This window comes from Neorhizobium tomejilense (assembly GCF_964254135.1).
Lineage (GTDB): Bacteria > Pseudomonadota > Alphaproteobacteria > Rhizobiales > Rhizobiaceae > Neorhizobium > Neorhizobium tomejilense.
Genome location: NZ_CAXUSO020000002.1, coordinates 19,958 through 34,663 on the forward strand (window position 1 = coordinate 19,958; position 14,706 = coordinate 34,663).

General features: G+C 62.8%; 18 protein-coding genes. 7 read left to right on the forward strand and 11 right to left on the reverse strand.

The window, feature by feature from the left end:
- Nucleotides 1–76 precede the first annotated feature (76 nt).
- Together ACSQ3G_RS22840 and ACSQ3G_RS22845 are read right to left on the reverse strand one after the other, a co-directional pair.
- A complete protein-coding gene (locus ACSQ3G_RS22840; protein WP_105437121.1) occupies nucleotides 77–724 on the reverse strand; it encodes a response regulator in 648 nt (215 codons plus the stop codon).
- A gap of 87 nt (nucleotides 725–811) precedes the next feature.
- Nucleotides 812–1,231: a hypothetical protein gene (locus ACSQ3G_RS22845; RefSeq protein WP_436111786.1), complete on the reverse strand. Its 420-nt coding sequence runs from the start codon at nucleotides 1,229–1,231 to the stop codon at nucleotides 812–814.
- An 82-nt stretch (nucleotides 1,232–1,313) separates the two neighbouring features.
- Here ACSQ3G_RS22845 and ACSQ3G_RS22850 point away from each other — a divergent pair, with 82 nt between their 5' ends.
- Nucleotides 1,314–1,664 carry a DUF952 domain-containing protein gene (locus ACSQ3G_RS22850; protein ID WP_436111787.1) on the forward strand — a complete coding sequence of 117 codons (351 nt, stop codon included), beginning with the start codon at nucleotides 1,314–1,316 and terminating at the stop codon, nucleotides 1,662–1,664.
- Nucleotides 1,661–2,752, forward strand: coding sequence for a quinone-dependent dihydroorotate dehydrogenase (locus tag ACSQ3G_RS22855; protein WP_436111788.1), 1,092 nt, complete (start codon nucleotides 1,661–1,663; stop codon nucleotides 2,750–2,752). Before ACSQ3G_RS22850 ends, ACSQ3G_RS22855 begins: the two co-directional genes overlap by 4 nt.
- Here the strand turns inward: ACSQ3G_RS22855 and ACSQ3G_RS22860 are convergent.
- Genes ACSQ3G_RS22860 through ACSQ3G_RS22870 form a run of 3 tightly spaced genes read right to left on the reverse strand, consistent with a single transcriptional unit; the run spans nucleotide 2,728 to nucleotide 4,846 of the window.
- Entirely contained in the window at nucleotides 2,728–4,086 is a 1,359-nt protein-coding gene (locus ACSQ3G_RS22860; protein ID WP_436111789.1) for an MATE family efflux transporter, read from the reverse strand. The two genes, ACSQ3G_RS22855 and ACSQ3G_RS22860, sit on opposite strands and share 25 nt — an antisense overlap.
- A gap of 3 nt (nucleotides 4,087–4,089) precedes the next feature.
- Nucleotides 4,090–4,578: a CAP domain-containing protein gene (locus tag ACSQ3G_RS22865; RefSeq protein WP_436111790.1), complete on the reverse strand. Its 489-nt coding sequence runs from the start codon at nucleotides 4,576–4,578 to the stop codon at nucleotides 4,090–4,092.
- Between the two features lies 1 nt (nucleotide 4,579).
- Complete coding sequence (locus ACSQ3G_RS22870; RefSeq protein WP_436111791.1) at nucleotides 4,580–4,846, reverse strand: DUF6460 domain-containing protein; 267 nt, start codon at nucleotides 4,844–4,846, stop codon at nucleotides 4,580–4,582.
- Nucleotides 4,847–4,974: 128 nt separating this feature from the next.
- Here ACSQ3G_RS22870 and ACSQ3G_RS22875 point away from each other — a divergent pair, with 128 nt between their 5' ends.
- From ACSQ3G_RS22875 to ACSQ3G_RS22885, 3 genes are all read left to right on the forward strand, one after another.
- The gene (locus ACSQ3G_RS22875; RefSeq protein ID WP_436111792.1) at nucleotides 4,975–5,925 is read left to right on the forward strand and encodes a class I SAM-dependent DNA methyltransferase; all 951 of its coding nucleotides are present in this window, start codon (nucleotides 4,975–4,977) and stop codon (nucleotides 5,923–5,925) included.
- Nucleotides 5,926–6,125: 200 nt separating this feature from the next.
- Complete coding sequence (locus tag ACSQ3G_RS22880) at nucleotides 6,126–6,458, forward strand: hypothetical protein (RefSeq protein WP_105401869.1); 333 nt, start codon at nucleotides 6,126–6,128, stop codon at nucleotides 6,456–6,458.
- A gap of 476 nt (nucleotides 6,459–6,934) precedes the next feature.
- The gene (locus tag ACSQ3G_RS22885) at nucleotides 6,935–7,576 is read left to right on the forward strand and encodes a YitT family protein (RefSeq protein ID WP_436111793.1); all 642 of its coding nucleotides are present in this window, start codon (nucleotides 6,935–6,937) and stop codon (nucleotides 7,574–7,576) included.
- A 33-nt stretch (nucleotides 7,577–7,609) separates the two neighbouring features.
- Here ACSQ3G_RS22885 and ACSQ3G_RS22890 read toward each other — a convergent pair whose 3' ends face one another.
- Together ACSQ3G_RS22890 and ACSQ3G_RS22895 are read right to left on the reverse strand one after the other, a co-directional pair.
- Nucleotides 7,610–8,074 carry a carboxymuconolactone decarboxylase family protein gene (locus tag ACSQ3G_RS22890; RefSeq protein WP_105437128.1) on the reverse strand — a complete coding sequence of 155 codons (465 nt, stop codon included), beginning with the start codon at nucleotides 8,072–8,074 and terminating at the stop codon, nucleotides 7,610–7,612.
- A gap of 49 nt (nucleotides 8,075–8,123) precedes the next feature.
- Nucleotides 8,124–8,624: an Rrf2 family transcriptional regulator gene (locus ACSQ3G_RS22895; protein WP_436111794.1), complete on the reverse strand. Its 501-nt coding sequence runs from the start codon at nucleotides 8,622–8,624 to the stop codon at nucleotides 8,124–8,126.
- 94 nt (nucleotides 8,625–8,718) lie between these two features.
- Here ACSQ3G_RS22895 and ACSQ3G_RS22900 point away from each other — a divergent pair, with 94 nt between their 5' ends.
- Entirely contained in the window at nucleotides 8,719–11,241 is a 2,523-nt protein-coding gene (locus tag ACSQ3G_RS22900; RefSeq protein ID WP_436111795.1) for a ligase-associated DNA damage response DEXH box helicase, read from the forward strand.
- Between the two features lie 32 nt (nucleotides 11,242–11,273).
- On the forward strand, nucleotides 11,274–12,014 hold the full coding sequence (pdeM, locus tag ACSQ3G_RS22905) for a ligase-associated DNA damage response endonuclease PdeM (RefSeq protein WP_436113171.1): 741 nt from the start codon (nucleotides 11,274–11,276) through the stop codon (nucleotides 12,012–12,014).
- A 140-nt stretch (nucleotides 12,015–12,154) separates the two neighbouring features.
- Here the strand turns inward: pdeM and ACSQ3G_RS22910 are convergent, their stop codons facing one another.
- The 4 genes from ACSQ3G_RS22910 to ACSQ3G_RS22925 form a co-directional block, all read right to left on the reverse strand.
- Nucleotides 12,155–12,406, reverse strand: a complete 252-nt coding sequence (locus tag ACSQ3G_RS22910) for a hypothetical protein (protein WP_436111796.1) — start codon at nucleotides 12,404–12,406, stop codon at nucleotides 12,155–12,157.
- A gap of 116 nt (nucleotides 12,407–12,522) precedes the next feature.
- The gene (locus ACSQ3G_RS22915; protein WP_436111797.1) at nucleotides 12,523–12,960 is read right to left on the reverse strand and encodes a universal stress protein; all 438 of its coding nucleotides are present in this window, start codon (nucleotides 12,958–12,960) and stop codon (nucleotides 12,523–12,525) included.
- A gap of 82 nt (nucleotides 12,961–13,042) precedes the next feature.
- Nucleotides 13,043–13,999 carry an alpha/beta hydrolase family protein gene (locus ACSQ3G_RS22920; protein WP_436111798.1) on the reverse strand — a complete coding sequence of 319 codons (957 nt, stop codon included), beginning with the start codon at nucleotides 13,997–13,999 and terminating at the stop codon, nucleotides 13,043–13,045.
- A gap of 122 nt (nucleotides 14,000–14,121) precedes the next feature.
- Nucleotides 14,122–14,682, reverse strand: a complete 561-nt coding sequence (locus tag ACSQ3G_RS22925) for a dihydrofolate reductase family protein (RefSeq protein ID WP_436111799.1) — start codon at nucleotides 14,680–14,682, stop codon at nucleotides 14,122–14,124.
- Nucleotides 14,683–14,706: the final 24 nt, after the last annotated feature.

The window sequence follows — 14,706 nt, forward strand, 5'->3', positions numbered from 1 at the left end:
CCCCGAATTTTAACGGAAGCTCAGCCTCGCGTAAAGGGACGAGAGGAATAAAATCCTGTTCCAGTCCTGGCCCGTGTCAAGCCACCAGCGCCATGTTGATCTTGCCGAGCTTGATCACCGCCTGGGTGCGGCTGTCGACATTGAGCTTGAGAAGGATTGCCGAGACATGCGCCTTGATGGTCGCCTCGGAGACGCCGAGTTCATAGGCGATCTGCTTGTTGAGCAGCCCCTCGCCGAGCATGGAGAGCACGCGGTTCTGCTGCGGCGTCAGCGTTTTCAGCCGTTCGATGATCTCGGTGAGGCCCGAATCTTCTTCCGGTCCGGCAAGGTAGTCTTTCGGTGCCCAGATGTCGCCTTCCAGCACCGTCTGGATGCCGGCGCGGATATCGTCGAGCCCGGAGGATTTCGAGATGAAGCCGGAAGCGCCGAGTTCCAGCGCCCTGCGGATGGTGGAGCAATCGTCGCTGGCCGAGACGATGACGATCGGCAGTCCGGAAAATTCGGCGCGCAGCGACATCAGTCCTGAAAAGCCGCTGACGCCCGGCATGGCGAGGTCGAGCAGCATCAGGTCGGCATCGGGATTGTCTTCGGCCGCCCGCCGCGCCGCCTCGAAATCGCCGGCCTCGATGATCACGAGTTCTTCGGCAATGCCCCGCACCGAATGGCTGAGCGCGCCGCGAAACAGCGGATGGTCGTCTGCGATGATGATCGTGAGTGTCTGCATGTCCACGCCCCCTCCCAAGAGCATAGTCGTGCCAATGAATCTTAGAAAGTTGTAAACCTCTCGCAGACCCGAAACAAGTGCGGGAGATCACGTACGATTGGGTTGTGGTTTATCGGCTTCCCGTTCATCCGCGAACTCGCCGACGATCGCCATGAAGCGCCGCATGAACTTCTCCATGATCGACAGCGAGCGGTCGACTTCCGCATCGCTCGGCAGCGCTTTTGGCAAGGCGTCCGGCGGAATGTTGCTGAGCCGCTCCTCGAGCGCGGTGACCCGTTTGGCCAGCCGGTCGAGTTCCTGTTCGTAGGCTGCCCTCTCGTCGGGTTGCATGCGGCAGGCGAGCGTGCCGTTCTCGTCGCGGCAGAGCGTCATCGCACCGGTTTCGGTATCGAGCCGGACGATGCCGGTCTCGGTGCGTTGAAGCTGGAAACGGTTCGTCTGCGCTTGTTGCGCCGAGGCGGCAAGGGGCAAGAGCAGTACGCAAGTCGTCAATGCGAGCGTTTTCATGTTGTGGTCCTCCTGCTGTAACGGTGGACAAGCGCCGGGCTTTGCGGCAAACGGTCGGAGAATAGCAGGTCCCCGAGAGTTGATGATGACGGATATAGTGTACAAGATCGTGCCGGAAACGCTCTGGCGCCAGGCAAAGCAAAAAGGTGTCTTCGAAGGCGCCGAAATCGACCTCAAGGACGGCTTTATCCATTTTTCCACCGGTACACAGGCAAAGGAGACTGCAAGGCTGCACTTTGCCGGCGTCACCGGCCTGATGCTGGTCGCGGTCAATGCGCCCAGTCTCGGCGAGGCGCTCAAATACGAAGCCTCCCGCGGCGGCGATCTTTTCCCGCATCTTTACGGCACCCTGCCCGTTTCGGCCGTCCTTTGGGAAATGCCGCTGCTGATCGGCGTCGATGGCCTGCATGCCTTTCCGGAGAAAATGCCATGATCGGCCCCTTTGCCGGGTTTGCCTCGCGCAGCCTTTTCGTTTTCGATCCGGAAACTGCGCACGGCCTGTCGATCGCCGCCCTCAAAACCGGCCTCGTGCCTGCCTGCCGCCTGGCCCTCGATCCGCGGCTTGCCCAGACGGTCGCCGGCATCCGGTTTCCGAACCCGATCGGGCTTGCGGCCGGTTATGACAAGAATGCCGAGGTGCCGGATGCGATGCTGAAGCTCGGCTTCGGTTTTACCGAGATCGGCACGGTGACCCCAAAGGCCCAGACGGGCAACGACAAGCCGCGCATCTTCCGCCTGGTGGAGGACCGCGGCGTCATCAATCGGCTCGGCTTCAACAACGAGGGCCATGAGGCGGCGTTCACGCGCCTGACCGCACGGCGCAACTTGTCCGGCATCGTCGGCGTCAATATCGGCGCCAACAAGGATGCGGCCGACCGGGTTGCCGACTACGTCGCCGGCATCCGAAAATTTTATGCGCTCGCCACCTATTTCACCGTCAACATCTCCTCGCCCAATACGCCGGGCCTGCGCGATCTTCAGGCGCGCGACAGCCTGAAGGCGCTGCTCGACGCCATTCTGGCCACCCGCGCCGAAGAGGCGCTGCGCCATGGCCGGACCGTTCCGGTCTTCCTGAAGATCGCACCCGATCTGACGGAGGTGGGCCTGGACGATATCGCGGCCGAGGCGACCGCGCATCCGCTCGACGGGCTGATCGTCTCCAACACGACGCTCGCCCGAGATGGATTGAAGGACCAGGCCCAGGCGAAGGAAGCGGGCGGTCTTTCCGGCGCCCCGCTCTTCAAGCGCTCGACGGCAGTCCTTGCAAAAGTACGCAAGCGCGTCGGCCCGGACCTCGCCGTCATCGGCGTCGGCGGCGTCTCGAGTGCGGCGGATGCGCTGGAAAAGATCCGCGCCGGTGCCGACCTCGTGCAGCTCTATTCCTGCATGGTCTATGAAGGCCCCGGCCTGCCGGCGACGATCGTCAAGGGGCTTTCGGGCCTTCTCGACCGGGAGAAGGTCTCCTCGATCCGCGAGCTGCGGGATGCCCGCCTCGATCAATGGGCCGGGACAAAGCTCTGACGCGCCTTGCGCGGCACCATGGCCGCCAGGAAGAAGCCGCGCATCAACAGGAACAGGTTGAGCGACAGCCAGAGCCCGTGATTGCCCATCATCGGCACGAGCACGGCGAGGCTGACGCAATAGCCCGCAAATGAGACGAGCATCATGTTGCGCATCTCGCGCGACCAGGTGGCGCCGATGAACACGCCGTCCATCTGGAAGGCGAGCGCGCCGGTCAGCCCCGTCACCGCCGCCCAGCCGAGATAGACATAGGCTTCCTGCCGCACCGCTTCCGACGTGGTGAGAAGCTGGATGATCGGCTGGCCGAAGCCGATGAAGAAAAGTCCGACGACGCCGGCCATCACGAAGGACCAGAGGCCGGTCAGCTTCAGCGCCCGATCGAAGGACGGCCGGTACTGCGCGCCCACCGCCCGGCCGGCGAGCTGTTCGGCGGCACCCGCGAGCCCGTCGAGGAAGAAGGCGGACAGCATGAAGATGTTCATCAGCACCGCGTTGGCCGCCAGCGTCACCGCCCCAAAGCTCGACCCGACGCGGGTCAGTACCGCAAACGCGCCGTTCAATATCAGCGAGCGGATCAGGATGTCGGCATTGAGCTGGAAGAGCTGGCGCAGCTTGGCCACATCGAAAACGTCCGCGAGCGTCGGCCGGTCGGCGGCGGAAAACTGCCGGCTGACGATGACAAGGCCGATCACCACGGCGGTCACTTCCGCTGCCGCGGTCGCCCAGGCGACGCCCGCCACGCCCCAGCCGAACACCAGGCCGAACAGGATGGCGAGCACGATATTGGTGCCGTTGAGGATGATCTGCAGCGTCAGCCCGAGCATGCCCTGGCCCTGCCCGAGCACATAGCCGAGAATGGCGAAATTGGCGAATGTTGCCGGGCTCGTCAGCACCCGGATGCCGAAATAGTGCCGCGTCACGTCGGCCACGGCCGGATCGCTGGTCATCAGGTCCGGCGCGTATCGAAGGATCAGTGGCGAGAACGCCAGCATGATCGCCCCAAGGCCGAGCGCGCTCAAGAAGGCTCGCCAGAACACCGCCTGCTGTTCCCGGCGGTCGCCGCGGCCGAAGGCCTGCGCCACCAGCCCGGTGGTCGAGGTGCGGAAAAAGCTGAGGCTGCCATAGATAAGGTCGAAGAGGATGGCGCCGATCGCCAGACCCGCGAGCGACTCTGCCTGGCCCAATTGCCCGACCACCGCGGTATCGGTGAGGCCGAGCAGCGGCGTCGTCAGGAAGCCGAGCGTCATCGGGATGGCGATCCCAAGCACCAGCCGGTGCGTCACGTCGAACGGCCTGGCCACCTCGGTCTCTTGATTACGCCCCCCGCTCTCCATGGGTCAGCCGGAAAGGACCATGGCCCAATAGGGCCGGGCGCCAACCGAGGTCCGTGCCATGGCAACCCCGAGCCCCCGGTAGGAGCCGAGCATGTTTTCGAGATGTTTGGGCGAATCGATCCAGGCCTGCACGGCAGCCGTCACCGTATCCTGCCCGCTGGCGATGTTTTCCGCCGCCGGCAGCGCCACGTCGCTGCTCTTCATCCGGGCGCCAAAGCTGTCGCCGAAGCCGATCAGGTGCTTCATCTCGTTGGCTTTCGCCATGCGAACCGCCTGGCGGGCCGCGGCCTTGCGCGCCGGCATGTCGAGCGCCAGCGCAGGCAGGCCGCGGCTCTGCCGCAGCCTGTTGACCATCGGAAGGGCGGCCTGGGTTTCGTCCTCGGCACCGGCAGTCGGCGTCAGGACTGATGTGGTGGAGCAGCCGGCAAGCACCAGCGCCATGCCGGAAAAGACGAGGAGGTCCCGCCGGGAAGGTTTGATCAGTGAAGTCATGTCAGCGGCGGTAGCTCATCAGGCGCAGGATGACGAAGATCGGGATGACGATGATCGCGCCGAGCACGAGATAATTGCCGACCCGTCCGAGCGCCCGGAAGCCGTTATACCAGAGGTCCAGGAACCAGTAGCGGATCGTGTCGACGATATTGTCCGGCGTGAAGCCGAAGAATGCCAGCACGAAACCCACCACCAGGCACACCACGATCAGCTTGATGATCGTGCGACTTGGCGTATCGCCCAGGAACTTGTTGACCCCGTCCGCCATCCTTGTCCTTCTCCGAATTTCCCATGAGAGATAATCGGCAGCCGTTGCCACCGCAAGCGTTTCCCCTCAGATAGAACTTGAGTTTTTTTGTGGCTTCGGCAAAGAACCTCCACCTCCGAGGATCATCCATGCCGCCCAGCCCGTTTTCCAGTCAATTCTCCTCGGGCGATGCCACGGCTGATCGCCGCGCCGATTACGCCCGCATGCTGGCGGAGGGCGGAGATTTCGCGGCTGCGGCGGAGCTGATCGAACAGGCGCTCGAACTGGCGCCCGACTGGGCGGCCGGCTGGTTCCGGCTCGGCGAATATCGCGACAAGGCCGGTCTCGGCACGGCCGCGGACGCCTATCGCCAGACGCTAGCTCTGCGGCCGGACGACGTTTTTGGCGCCCGCCTGAAACTCGCGCTGATCGGCGCGGAACAGACGCCCGACCGGCCGCCGAGCCGTTATGTTGAAGGCCTGTTCGACGACTATGCCGACCGGTTTGATACTGCGCTCGTCGAAAAGCTAGGTTATTCGGTACCCGGCAAGCTGGCGGCGCTGGTCATGCCGCACGGGCCTTTCAGCAATACGGTCGATCTCGGCTGCGGCACCGGCCTGTTCGGTGCCGAAATCCGAACCAGGACCGCGCGCCTCGAAGGTTTCGACCTGTCGACCAACATGCTGGCGAAGGCGCAGGCCAAGGGTCTTTACGACCATCTCGGCCAGTCCGACCTCAGCCTCGCATCGGACGACTCCGGCCTGTTCGGCGACCTCTCGTTCCACCGCGCCGATCTGGTCTCGGCGGCCGACGTGCTGATGTATCTGGGCTCGCTCGAAACCGTCTTCCCGCTGGTCCTGGAACTGCTGGCGCCGGCCGGTGTCTTCGCGTTCTCGGCCGAGGATGCGGGCGAGGACGAGGGCCGGGGGGCTGGTTTCGTGCTGCGGGATTCCCTGCGTTACGCCCATTCGCAAGCTTATATCCGCGCGCTGCTTTCCCGCTTCGGCTTCGATCTGCTCTGCGTGGAAAACACCGTCATTCGCATGGATGCTGGAAAACCTGTGCACGGCGTTCTGTTTCTGTCGAAAAAGCGCGGCTGAACGCCCAGCCACGAACTCAAATGTGGAATCTTAAATGATGGGGCAGAAGTAACCCATAGGATTGCAGCCGCTCAAGCAGCATTCCCGATACCGAGTTTTTTCATAGACCCCATGCTGCATGCGGCCCTTCTCTCCCAAGGAAATTCTTGTTGGCCGCATGCATCTCACATTTATATGTGAAGAGGATGGAGGATTACGGCATGTTGAAGAACACGACCATGAATCTGCCAGATGAACTGGTCGCCAGGGTAAGAGCGTACGCAGCACAAAACCGGACAACCATGACGGCCATTGTCCGTGAGCATTTTGAGGTAATCACCGAGCCGGAGAAGGAAATTTCCGACCAGGACCCACTGCTGGCCTATTCCAAGGGCTTGCTCTCTCGGCGCGAGGTCGTCCGCCGCCTTGGGCTAAGAGACTATGCGGACCTGCTGGTCGCGCTAGGGGATGCTGACCTTCCGATGCCGCTTCCCCCGGCACACGAGATCGAAAATCAAGCTGCCACCTTCGCCAAGCTCTGGAGAATGGAATGAAGAGGTGCACGATCGTCCCGCCAGATGCGGGTCCGATCAACAGCCCTGGATGGCTGATCGGCTTGATCTTCCGCTTGCACTGGACATGAGGATTGTCATTGTCGATGCCGTCTACGATGAACTAACAAGCGATATCTCCTGCCCCAAGGACTCCGAGGTCAAAGATTTCATCGACAACAACTCTCCACCCCAGCAATCCTGGTAGAAGACCTGAAGACGCCAGAAGGTTACTGACCTGCCGGATGGCATCGATGAAGCCGCCTCAATTGGCAGTTCGTGGAAGCCTTGATCTAAAGGGACGGGCTTCCACAAAGTCGATGTTCTCAGCATATATTCGCGGGATTCCACGTCCAGGTAAGTGGCTGGGCTGAACCCGCCGATTCCTGCTTTTTTCCGCGCCCGCCGATGAACACTTGAAGATCCTTGCCGACAGTTTTATTGCAGTGCAATATCACCGAAAACCTGAGGGGTTCAAATTGGCTGAGCAGCAGAGGCGCGGTCTCGGATTTTACAGCGCCGACCCGGCACAACACACGCTGCTGGAAGATGGGCAAGGCCTGTTCATCGGCGCCATGGTGTCGGCGCTCGGCTTTTATTTTCTGAACGAGGTCGGCCTTTTGACCGGCGGCACGGCGGGCGTCGCCTTCCTGCTGCATTATGCGTTCGGGATCTCGTTCGGCCTGTTGTTCTTCATCGTCAACCTGCCGTTCTACTACCTGTCGTTCAAGCGCCTGGGCCTCGCCTTCTCGCTGAAGACCTTCCTCGCCATCGCGCTGGTCTCGGTTATCACCGAACTGGAAAGCCATTTCTTCCTGATCCAGTACCTGCACCCGTTCTGGGCAGCCCTGCTCGGCGGCCTGGTGCTCGGTTACGGCCTGCTCGGGCTTTATCGCCACCGCGCCTCGCTCGGCGGCGTCGGCATCCTGGCAATCTATATTCAGGAGCGCTTCGGCATCCAGGCAGGCCTCATCCAGCTCGCCTTCGATCTCTGCGTCATGCTCTGCGCCTTCGCCGTCGTTTCGCCCATCACCGTCGCATGGTCGGTGCTGGGCGCCGTCGTGCTCAATCTCGTGCTGGCCATCAATCACCGCTCCGACCGGTATATCGTCGCGCGGTGATCGAGGCGGGAGCTTGCGTCAGGCGGCCCCCAATCAGGCGGCCTTGGTGGCCGGCTTGTCGATCGGGTGCTGGTTGCGGAAGCCGACGGCCAGCCGGTTCCAGGTGTTGATGACGCCAAGAGCGACGGTGATCTTGACGATCTCTTCCTCGGTGAAATGCGCCTTCAGCGCGTCGAAGGCGGCATCCGGAATGCCGGTATCGGCGATGCGGGTCACGGCATCGACCCAGCCGAGCAGGGCGCGTTCCTTGTCGTCATAGACCGGCGATTCCCACCAGACGCACATCATGTTGATCCACTGTTCCGAAAGTCCGTCATGCCGTGATTCCTTCACATGCATGTCGACGCAATAGGCGCAGCCGTTGATCTGCGAGGCGCGCAGCTTGATGAGGTGGATGAAGCGGCGCTCCAGACCGGAAGCCTGCACGTAGTTTTCGAGTGCCGTGACGGCCTTGACGGCTTCCGGGGCGGCCTTGAGCATGTTGAGACGCTGATGCATGGGTCTTCTCCTTGGGGTTTTGGCCGCCTTCGGCGCGCCTGTGGCCCGGTTACCGGGCGGTTCTGCGTTCGTTGATTTCCAAAAAGGCGCAGCCGCGCGCGGCGATGCCGCCGTCGTCGGTTGCGTTGAGGTCCGCCAGGATGTCGGCGATCGTCACCTTGGCGAGTTCAGCGCGATAGGCCTTTTCGGCCTTCAGCATCGCGGCGTTGATGCCGCAGGGTTTGGTGAAATAGTGGCCCGGCAGCGGGTTCGGTCCCCGTTGGCGGATTTCGGCGCAGCGGAAGGCTGGCGCCGGTCCTTCGACGGCAAGCACGATATCGAGAAGCGTGATCTCCGCCGGCTTCTTCGCGAGCCGGTATCCGCCCTTCGGACCCGGCGCCGTTTCCACCAGCCTGGCGCCCGAAAGCGCCTGGAGGTGTTTCAGCAGGTAGCTGGTTGAAACCCCGTGGAAGTCCGCAAGGGCAGCGGCCGACAGCACCCCGCCTTCGGAAAGGCTGGACAGCATGCTGATGCTGTGGATCGCCTGTTCGACACCGTCGCCGAGTTTCATCGCTCATCTCCATATCATGGATAAAATTTATCCATGATTGTCACGCGCGCGTCAAGCCCCTTCTTTTTCGCGCGGTTTCTCTTAACTTAGCGGCGTGGATATCGTCGAAACCTCCTCTACCGGCCGTGACGCCGCGCTTCTGCCCCGGCCGTTCCAGAAATGGTTCGCGGAGAAGGGCTGGCAGCCGCGCGCCCATCAGCTGGAACTGCTGTCGCGCTCGACGGCGGGCGAAAACATGCTGCTGATCGCCCCGACCGGTGCCGGCAAGACGCTTGCCGGTTTCCTGCCGTCGCTGACCGATCTGACGCGGCGCGGCAAGATCCCGCCGGGCTCCGCCTTCACCGGCATCCACACGCTCTACATCTCGCCTTTGAAGGCGCTGGCGGTCGATATCGAGCGCAACCTGATGAAGCCCGTCTTCGAAATGGGCGTGGACATCTCGATCGAAAACCGCACCGGCGACACGCCGCAGGCCAAACGCCAGCGCCAGAAGCTCAACCCGCCGGACATCCTGCTGACCACGCCGGAACAGGTGGCACTGCTGCTGGCCAACAAGGAGGCCGAGCGTTTCTTCAAGGACCTGAAATACGTGGTCCTCGACGAGTTGCATTCACTCGTCACCTCCAAGCGCGGCCACCTCCTGTCGCTCGGCCTTGCCCGTATCCGCCGGCATGCGCCCCACATGCGCACCATCGGCCTCTCGGCCACCGTCTCCGATCCGATGGACCTGCAGCGCTGGCTGGTGCCGCAGGGTGAAAACCCAGCCCCGCCCGCGGGCCTCGTGCATGTCACAGGTGGCGCGGCACCCGATATCACCATCATGCGCACCGAGGACCGCATCCCCTGGTCCGGGCATGTCTCGACCTACGCGATCCCCGAGGTCTACGAGGAGATCAAGCGCCACAAGACGACACTGATCTTCGTCAACACCCGCTTCCAGGCGGAACTGCTGTTCCAGACGCTGTGGACGATCAACGAGGACAACCTGCCGATCGCGCTGCATCACGGCTCGCTCGACGCCGGGCAGCGCCGCAAGGTGGAAGCCGCCATGGCGGCCAACAAGTTGCGCGCCGTCGTCGCCACCTCCACCCTCGATCTCGGCATGGACTGGGGCGATGTCGATCTGGTCGTGCATGTCGGCGCGCCGAAGGGCGCTTCCCGCCTTGCCCAGCGCATCGGCCGCTCCAACCACCGCATGGACGAGCCGTCGAAGGCGATCCTGGTGCCGGCCAACCGCTTCGAGGTGATGGAATGCCAGGCGGCGCTCGACGCCAATTATCTCGGCGCCCAGGATACGCCGCCGGTCGGCGAGGGCGCGCTCGATGTGCTCGCCCAGCACGTGCTCGGCATGGCCTGCGCCGAACCTTTCGATCCGGTCGAACTCTACGATGAGATCACCAGCGCCTCGCCCTATGCCACCCTCTCGTGGGAAATGTTCGAGCGCATCGTCGATTTCGTCGCGACCGGAGGTTATGCGCTGCGCTCCTATGAGCGTTACGCCAAGATCCGCAAGACCAAGGAAGGCCGCTGGCGTGTCTCAAATCCGGCGGTCGCCCAGCAATACCGCCTGAACCTCGGCACGATCGTCGAGGCGACCGAACTTAATGTCCGGCTGGTGAAGCGCAATGCCAAGGGAACCGTCGGTCGGGGCGGCATGTCGCTCGGCAAGGTCGAGGAATATTTCCTCGAACAGCTGGTGCAGGGCGATACCTTCCTGTTCGCCGGCAAGGTGCTGCGCTTCGAAGGCATCCGCGAGAATGAATGCCTTGTTTCCAACGCCTTTTCGCTCGATCCGAAAATCCCCGCCTATGCCGGCGGAAAGTTTCCGCTCTCCACCTATCTGGCCGACCAGGTGCGCGGCATGCTTGCCGATCCCGATCGCTGGGGCGTGTTGCCGGACCAGGTGCGCGATTGGCTGAACATCCAGCGCGAACGCTCGATGCTGCCTGCCAAGGATGAACTTCTCATCGAGACCTTTCCGCGCGGAAAGCGGTTCTTCATGATCGCTTATTGTTTCGAGGGACGGCTCGCCCACCAGACGCTCGGCATGCTGCTCACTCGCCGGCTGGAGCGGACCGGCGCCCGCCCGCTCGGCTTCGTCGCCACCGACTATTCGCTAGCCATCTGGGGCCTCAACGATATCGGCGCGATGATCCGCGCCGGTGCCTTGAGCCTCTCCGACCTTTTCGACGAGGACATGCTCGGCGACGATCTCGAGGCCTGGCTCGACGAATCGTATATGCTCAAGCGCACCTTCCGCAATTGCGCCGTGATTTCCGGCTTGATCGAGCGGCGCCATCCGGGCAAAGAAAAGACCGGAAGGCAGGTTACTGTCTCGACCGATCTCATCTACGACGTGCTGCGAAGCCACGAGCCGGACCACGTGCTTTTGGAGGCGACACGGCGGGATGCGGCATCCGGTCTTTTGGATCTTGCCCGGTTAGGCGATATGCTGGCGCGAATCAGGGGGCACATCACCCACCGCGATCTCGACCGCGTTTCGCCACTTGCCGTTCCGATCATGCTGGAAATCGGCAAGGAGAGCGTTCCGGGCGAGGCGCATGACGCGGTGCTGCAGGAAGCCGCCGACGAACTGATCGCGGAGGCTCTCGGCTGATGCGGTACGCTGGACTGGAAGACATTGAATTGATGCACCGCCTCGCTTTGGCGCGAACGATTTCAGGAGGACCTGCCGCAACCGGTGCGGAAGAGATCGTCGTGAACGGCGTTCTCGCCGTCTGCGATCCGCTCGGAGGTCTTTATCTGCCCGAAACCGGCGTTCTCGTCGTCTCCGACCTGCATCTGGAAAAGGGTGCTGCCTTTGCCCGCCGCGGCATGATGCTGCCGCCCTACGATACGGTCGCCACGCTCAACATCCTGTCCGCCGTCATCGCCCGCTATGATCCGAAGACCGTCGTCTCGCTCGGCGACAATTTCCATGACCGCAAGGGATCGGAGCATCTTGCCGCCGACCTGCGTTCGCTGATCACGACCATGGCGCGCGGCCGCGAGTGGGTCTGGATCAACGGCAACCATGACCCGGACGGCACGGTCGACCTGCCCGGCACCTGCACCGACGAACTCTTTTATGGCGGCCTCGTCTTCCGCCACGAGCCGAGCCTGATTTCCGGCCCGGGGGGGAGCAAGGGCGAGATCGCCGGCCACCTGCATCCGTCGGCCACCGTCCGACGCCGCGAAAAATCCGTCCGCCGCCCGTGTTTCGCCAGCGACGGCAACCGCCTCCTCATGCCGGCCTTCGGCGTGCTGGCCGGCGGTCTCGACCTGCGTCACCGGGCCATGCACGGCCTGTTCGACCGCGAGGCCCTGGTCGCGCACCTTCTCGGCCGCGACCGCATCTATTCGGTGCGCTACGGCAATCTGATCGGTTGACCGTCTGGTTTAAACCTGTCCAAGCGCCCTACCACATGCGCGGACGCGGATGCCATCCATCATCGACAGCCCTTTCGACGCCGACAGGCTGGACTGACAACGATTACGATCTCACCAGATCCAACAACCAGCGTTCCACTCTAAGGAAACCTGTCCAGATGAAACGATACCCAATCCTCATGCTCGACCGCATCGAGGGTTATGCGGTGACCGCCGAGCCGGAGGGTCGGAGCGTTCAGTGCAGTTCGTAGAATGGACGGTTTGGTGCGAACGTGCCCGACATAACGGCAACTGTCGCCGTCGCGAAATTCGGTGACATTGTAGTCGACCAGCGCCAAGACTGTCGTGCCGGCGGCGAGTTCCCCTTTTAGGCCTTCAAATACGGTCATCATTCGCTGTCCCCCGGGCCAAGGGAGCATTGTGCGCCGCAATATCGAAGGTGTAAAGCACCGCATGACCGGTCGGTTTTGAACGAACATCCGCAGCCAGCGCCGGCGTAGACCAGATCTCACCGATAGACCAGCACCGGCGTCTTGGAATGCGCCAGCACCTTCATCGTCACGCTGCCGAGCATGAAGGCCTTGAAGCCGGAGCGGCCGTGCGAGGCCATGGCGATGACGTCGCAATGGTAGGTGCCGGCGGTTTCGACGATGGTGCTCGCCGGATCGAGGCTGCCAAGCTTCACCGTTTCGCACGCGACCAACCGTTGTTTCGCCGCTTCCTGGGCGTCGGCGAGAATGCCGTCGGCCGCCTCGTTGTTCTGGCGGTCGTATTCCGCATAGGCGACTTCCATGCCGGTCGGGTTGAGCGTCAGGACCTGCAGCGGTTCCATCACCACCAGAACGGTGGCTTCCGCGCCGATCTCGCGCGCGAAGTCGAGCGCTTTTTCCAGCGCGCTGGTCGAAAGCGGAGAGCCGTCGGTCGGGATGAGAACATGTTTGAACATCTGTGCCTCCTTTTAATCTGGTGACATCATCGCAGCTGCCCGGGATCATTCGTTGATCCAGCGCAAGCCGCAGGCCCGGACGTTACGACGTTATCACATGTCCGGACCAGGGATTGATGCCGTCCCGCAACCAGCGAAGGCTATCCTGCCAGAAGCCTTCCCGGTGCCGGGAGTGGAACAGGCTGAAATGTCCGATGGCGGCCAGGCCGTAATCCTCCGGCTTCAGCAGCACCTGCGTCACCTGGGCATTGCGATAATAGCTGAGCGTGCGCCGGATTGCCGCCACCGTACCGATGTCGTCGTCCGACATGGTCACCGCCAGGATCGGCGCCGTCACCGTCTCGAACCGCCGCAGCACATCGCTTCGTTCCGATGCCGGATGGGTCGATTCCATCCGCGCGCCGCGAAAACTCCATTCGTTCGCCACCCCCGCCGGCAGGTCCTCCAGCCATCCGAGACGCTTTCCGGGGAAATAGCCGAAGGCGGCAGTCAGGGCTGGCATCACCACATGCCATTTCAGAAACAGCCGCAGGCGGCGGCCGCTGGCATAGTCCGGCCAGTAGGCATATTGGGCGCCCATGGTCAGCATCCGGTCGATGCGTTTGGCCATCGGCGAAAGCCCGGGCAGGTAGCCGCCGATGCTGTGGCCGACGACGTAAAGCGGTTGCCCCGGCCTTGCCGTGTCCATGAACCTCAGCGCCGCGTCGAAATCCTGCTCGCCCCATTCCCGCCAGCGATAACTGCATCCCTTCAGGCTTTCGGGGCGCGAAAGGCCGATGCCGCGATAGTCGTAGGTCAGTACGTCGAAACCTTCGCCGGCCAGGAAGTCGGCGTAATAGTGGTAATAACGGGCAAGCACCCCGGTCGCCGGATTGACGACGACGCTGCCGATGGCCGGGGACCGTGCCTGCCAGAGGTGTCCTTGGAGAGTGATACCGTCCCGGCAGGCCAGGCCGACAGGCTGCCCGGCGGGCCGCGACGAACGAGCGTCGCCGTCGCTTTCCCGATCCGCAGCCGCTTCGCATTCCGTATCGGCCATCGTCCTTCTCCCTGGAAGGTGACCATATATCGCGCTTCGTGAGGCGCAATTAGCCGAAGGGAGAAGGCGGCTCAGATCTGAAGATCCGGCCGCGCATCGCAGCCCGCCCTTCGCCTGCGGCGTCAGGCCGCCTTTGCCACCGCGTAAGTCAGGATCACTGCGCCGTTGGCCGTTGTGCTGGAGCTCAGCAATTTGAGTTCGGTCTGCTGCTCGGCCTTCTTGAAGAGGGGATTGCCGGAGCCGAGAAGCACCGGCGCGATGCACAGCCGGTATTCGTCGACGAGGCCTTCCTTCATCAGCGAGGCCACCAGTTCGGCGCTGCCGAAGATGAAGATCGTCTTGCCGTCCTCGCCTTTCAGCCTGGTGAGCTCGGCAACGGGATCGTCGACGACCCGGGTATTGTTCCAGGGGGCATCCCTTATCGTCTTCGACACCGCGATCTTGGCGATATTGTTCATGTAGTGCTTGACCTTGCCGCCTTCCTCGGCGGTCGGCCAATAGGCTGCCATGCCCTCGTAGGTCCTGCGGCCGAATACCAGGAGGTCGCCTTCCTCGCCGAACTGTTCGGAAAGCTTTTCCAGTTCCGGCCCCCAGGCATAGTTGTGGAAGGCGAGGTCCCACGGCTTCTCTCCCTCGAAATAACCGTCGAGGCTCATCAGGTTCCAGACCACCAGCTTTCTCATGTCATCCTCCATCGCGTTTAAACC

Excerpts from the sequence above, each read along its gene's own strand:
- ACSQ3G_RS22910 (WP_436111796.1), bottom strand. The coding sequence starts at position 12,406 with ATGATGACCGTATTTGAAGGCCTAAAAGGGGAACTCGCCGCCGGCACG.
- ACSQ3G_RS22870 (WP_436111791.1), bottom strand. The coding sequence starts at position 4,846 with ATGGCGGACGGGGTCAACAAGTTCCTGGGCGATACGCCAAGTCGCACG.
- ACSQ3G_RS22860 (WP_436111789.1), bottom strand. The coding sequence starts at position 4,086 with ATGGAGAGCGGGGGGCGTAATCAAGAGACCGAGGTGGCCAGGCCGTTC.
- ACSQ3G_RS22845 (WP_436111786.1), bottom strand. The coding sequence starts at position 1,231 with ATGAAAACGCTCGCATTGACGACTTGCGTACTGCTCTTGCCCCTTGCC.
- pdeM (WP_436113171.1), top strand. The coding sequence starts at position 11,274 with ATGCACCGCCTCGCTTTGGCGCGAACGATTTCAGGAGGACCTGCCGCA.
- ACSQ3G_RS22865 (WP_436111790.1), bottom strand. The coding sequence starts at position 4,578 with ATGACTTCACTGATCAAACCTTCCCGGCGGGACCTCCTCGTCTTTTCC.
- ACSQ3G_RS22890 (WP_105437128.1), bottom strand. The coding sequence starts at position 8,074 with ATGCATCAGCGTCTCAACATGCTCAAGGCCGCCCCGGAAGCCGTCAAG.
- ACSQ3G_RS22915 (WP_436111797.1), bottom strand. The coding sequence starts at position 12,960 with ATGTTCAAACATGTTCTCATCCCGACCGACGGCTCTCCGCTTTCGACC.
- ACSQ3G_RS22880 (WP_105401869.1), top strand. The coding sequence starts at position 6,126 with ATGTTGAAGAACACGACCATGAATCTGCCAGATGAACTGGTCGCCAGG.
- ACSQ3G_RS22925 (WP_436111799.1), bottom strand. The coding sequence starts at position 14,682 with ATGAGAAAGCTGGTGGTCTGGAACCTGATGAGCCTCGACGGTTATTTC.
- ACSQ3G_RS22895 (WP_436111794.1), bottom strand. The coding sequence starts at position 8,624 with ATGAAACTCGGCGACGGTGTCGAACAGGCGATCCACAGCATCAGCATG.
- ACSQ3G_RS22875 (WP_436111792.1), top strand. The coding sequence starts at position 4,975 with ATGCCGCCCAGCCCGTTTTCCAGTCAATTCTCCTCGGGCGATGCCACG.
- ACSQ3G_RS22840 (WP_105437121.1), bottom strand. The coding sequence starts at position 724 with ATGCAGACACTCACGATCATCATCGCAGACGACCATCCGCTGTTTCGC.
- ACSQ3G_RS22855 (WP_436111788.1), top strand. The coding sequence starts at position 1,661 with ATGATCGGCCCCTTTGCCGGGTTTGCCTCGCGCAGCCTTTTCGTTTTC.
- ACSQ3G_RS22850 (WP_436111787.1), top strand. The coding sequence starts at position 1,314 with ATGATGACGGATATAGTGTACAAGATCGTGCCGGAAACGCTCTGGCGC.
- ACSQ3G_RS22920 (WP_436111798.1), bottom strand. The coding sequence starts at position 13,999 with ATGGCCGATACGGAATGCGAAGCGGCTGCGGATCGGGAAAGCGACGGC.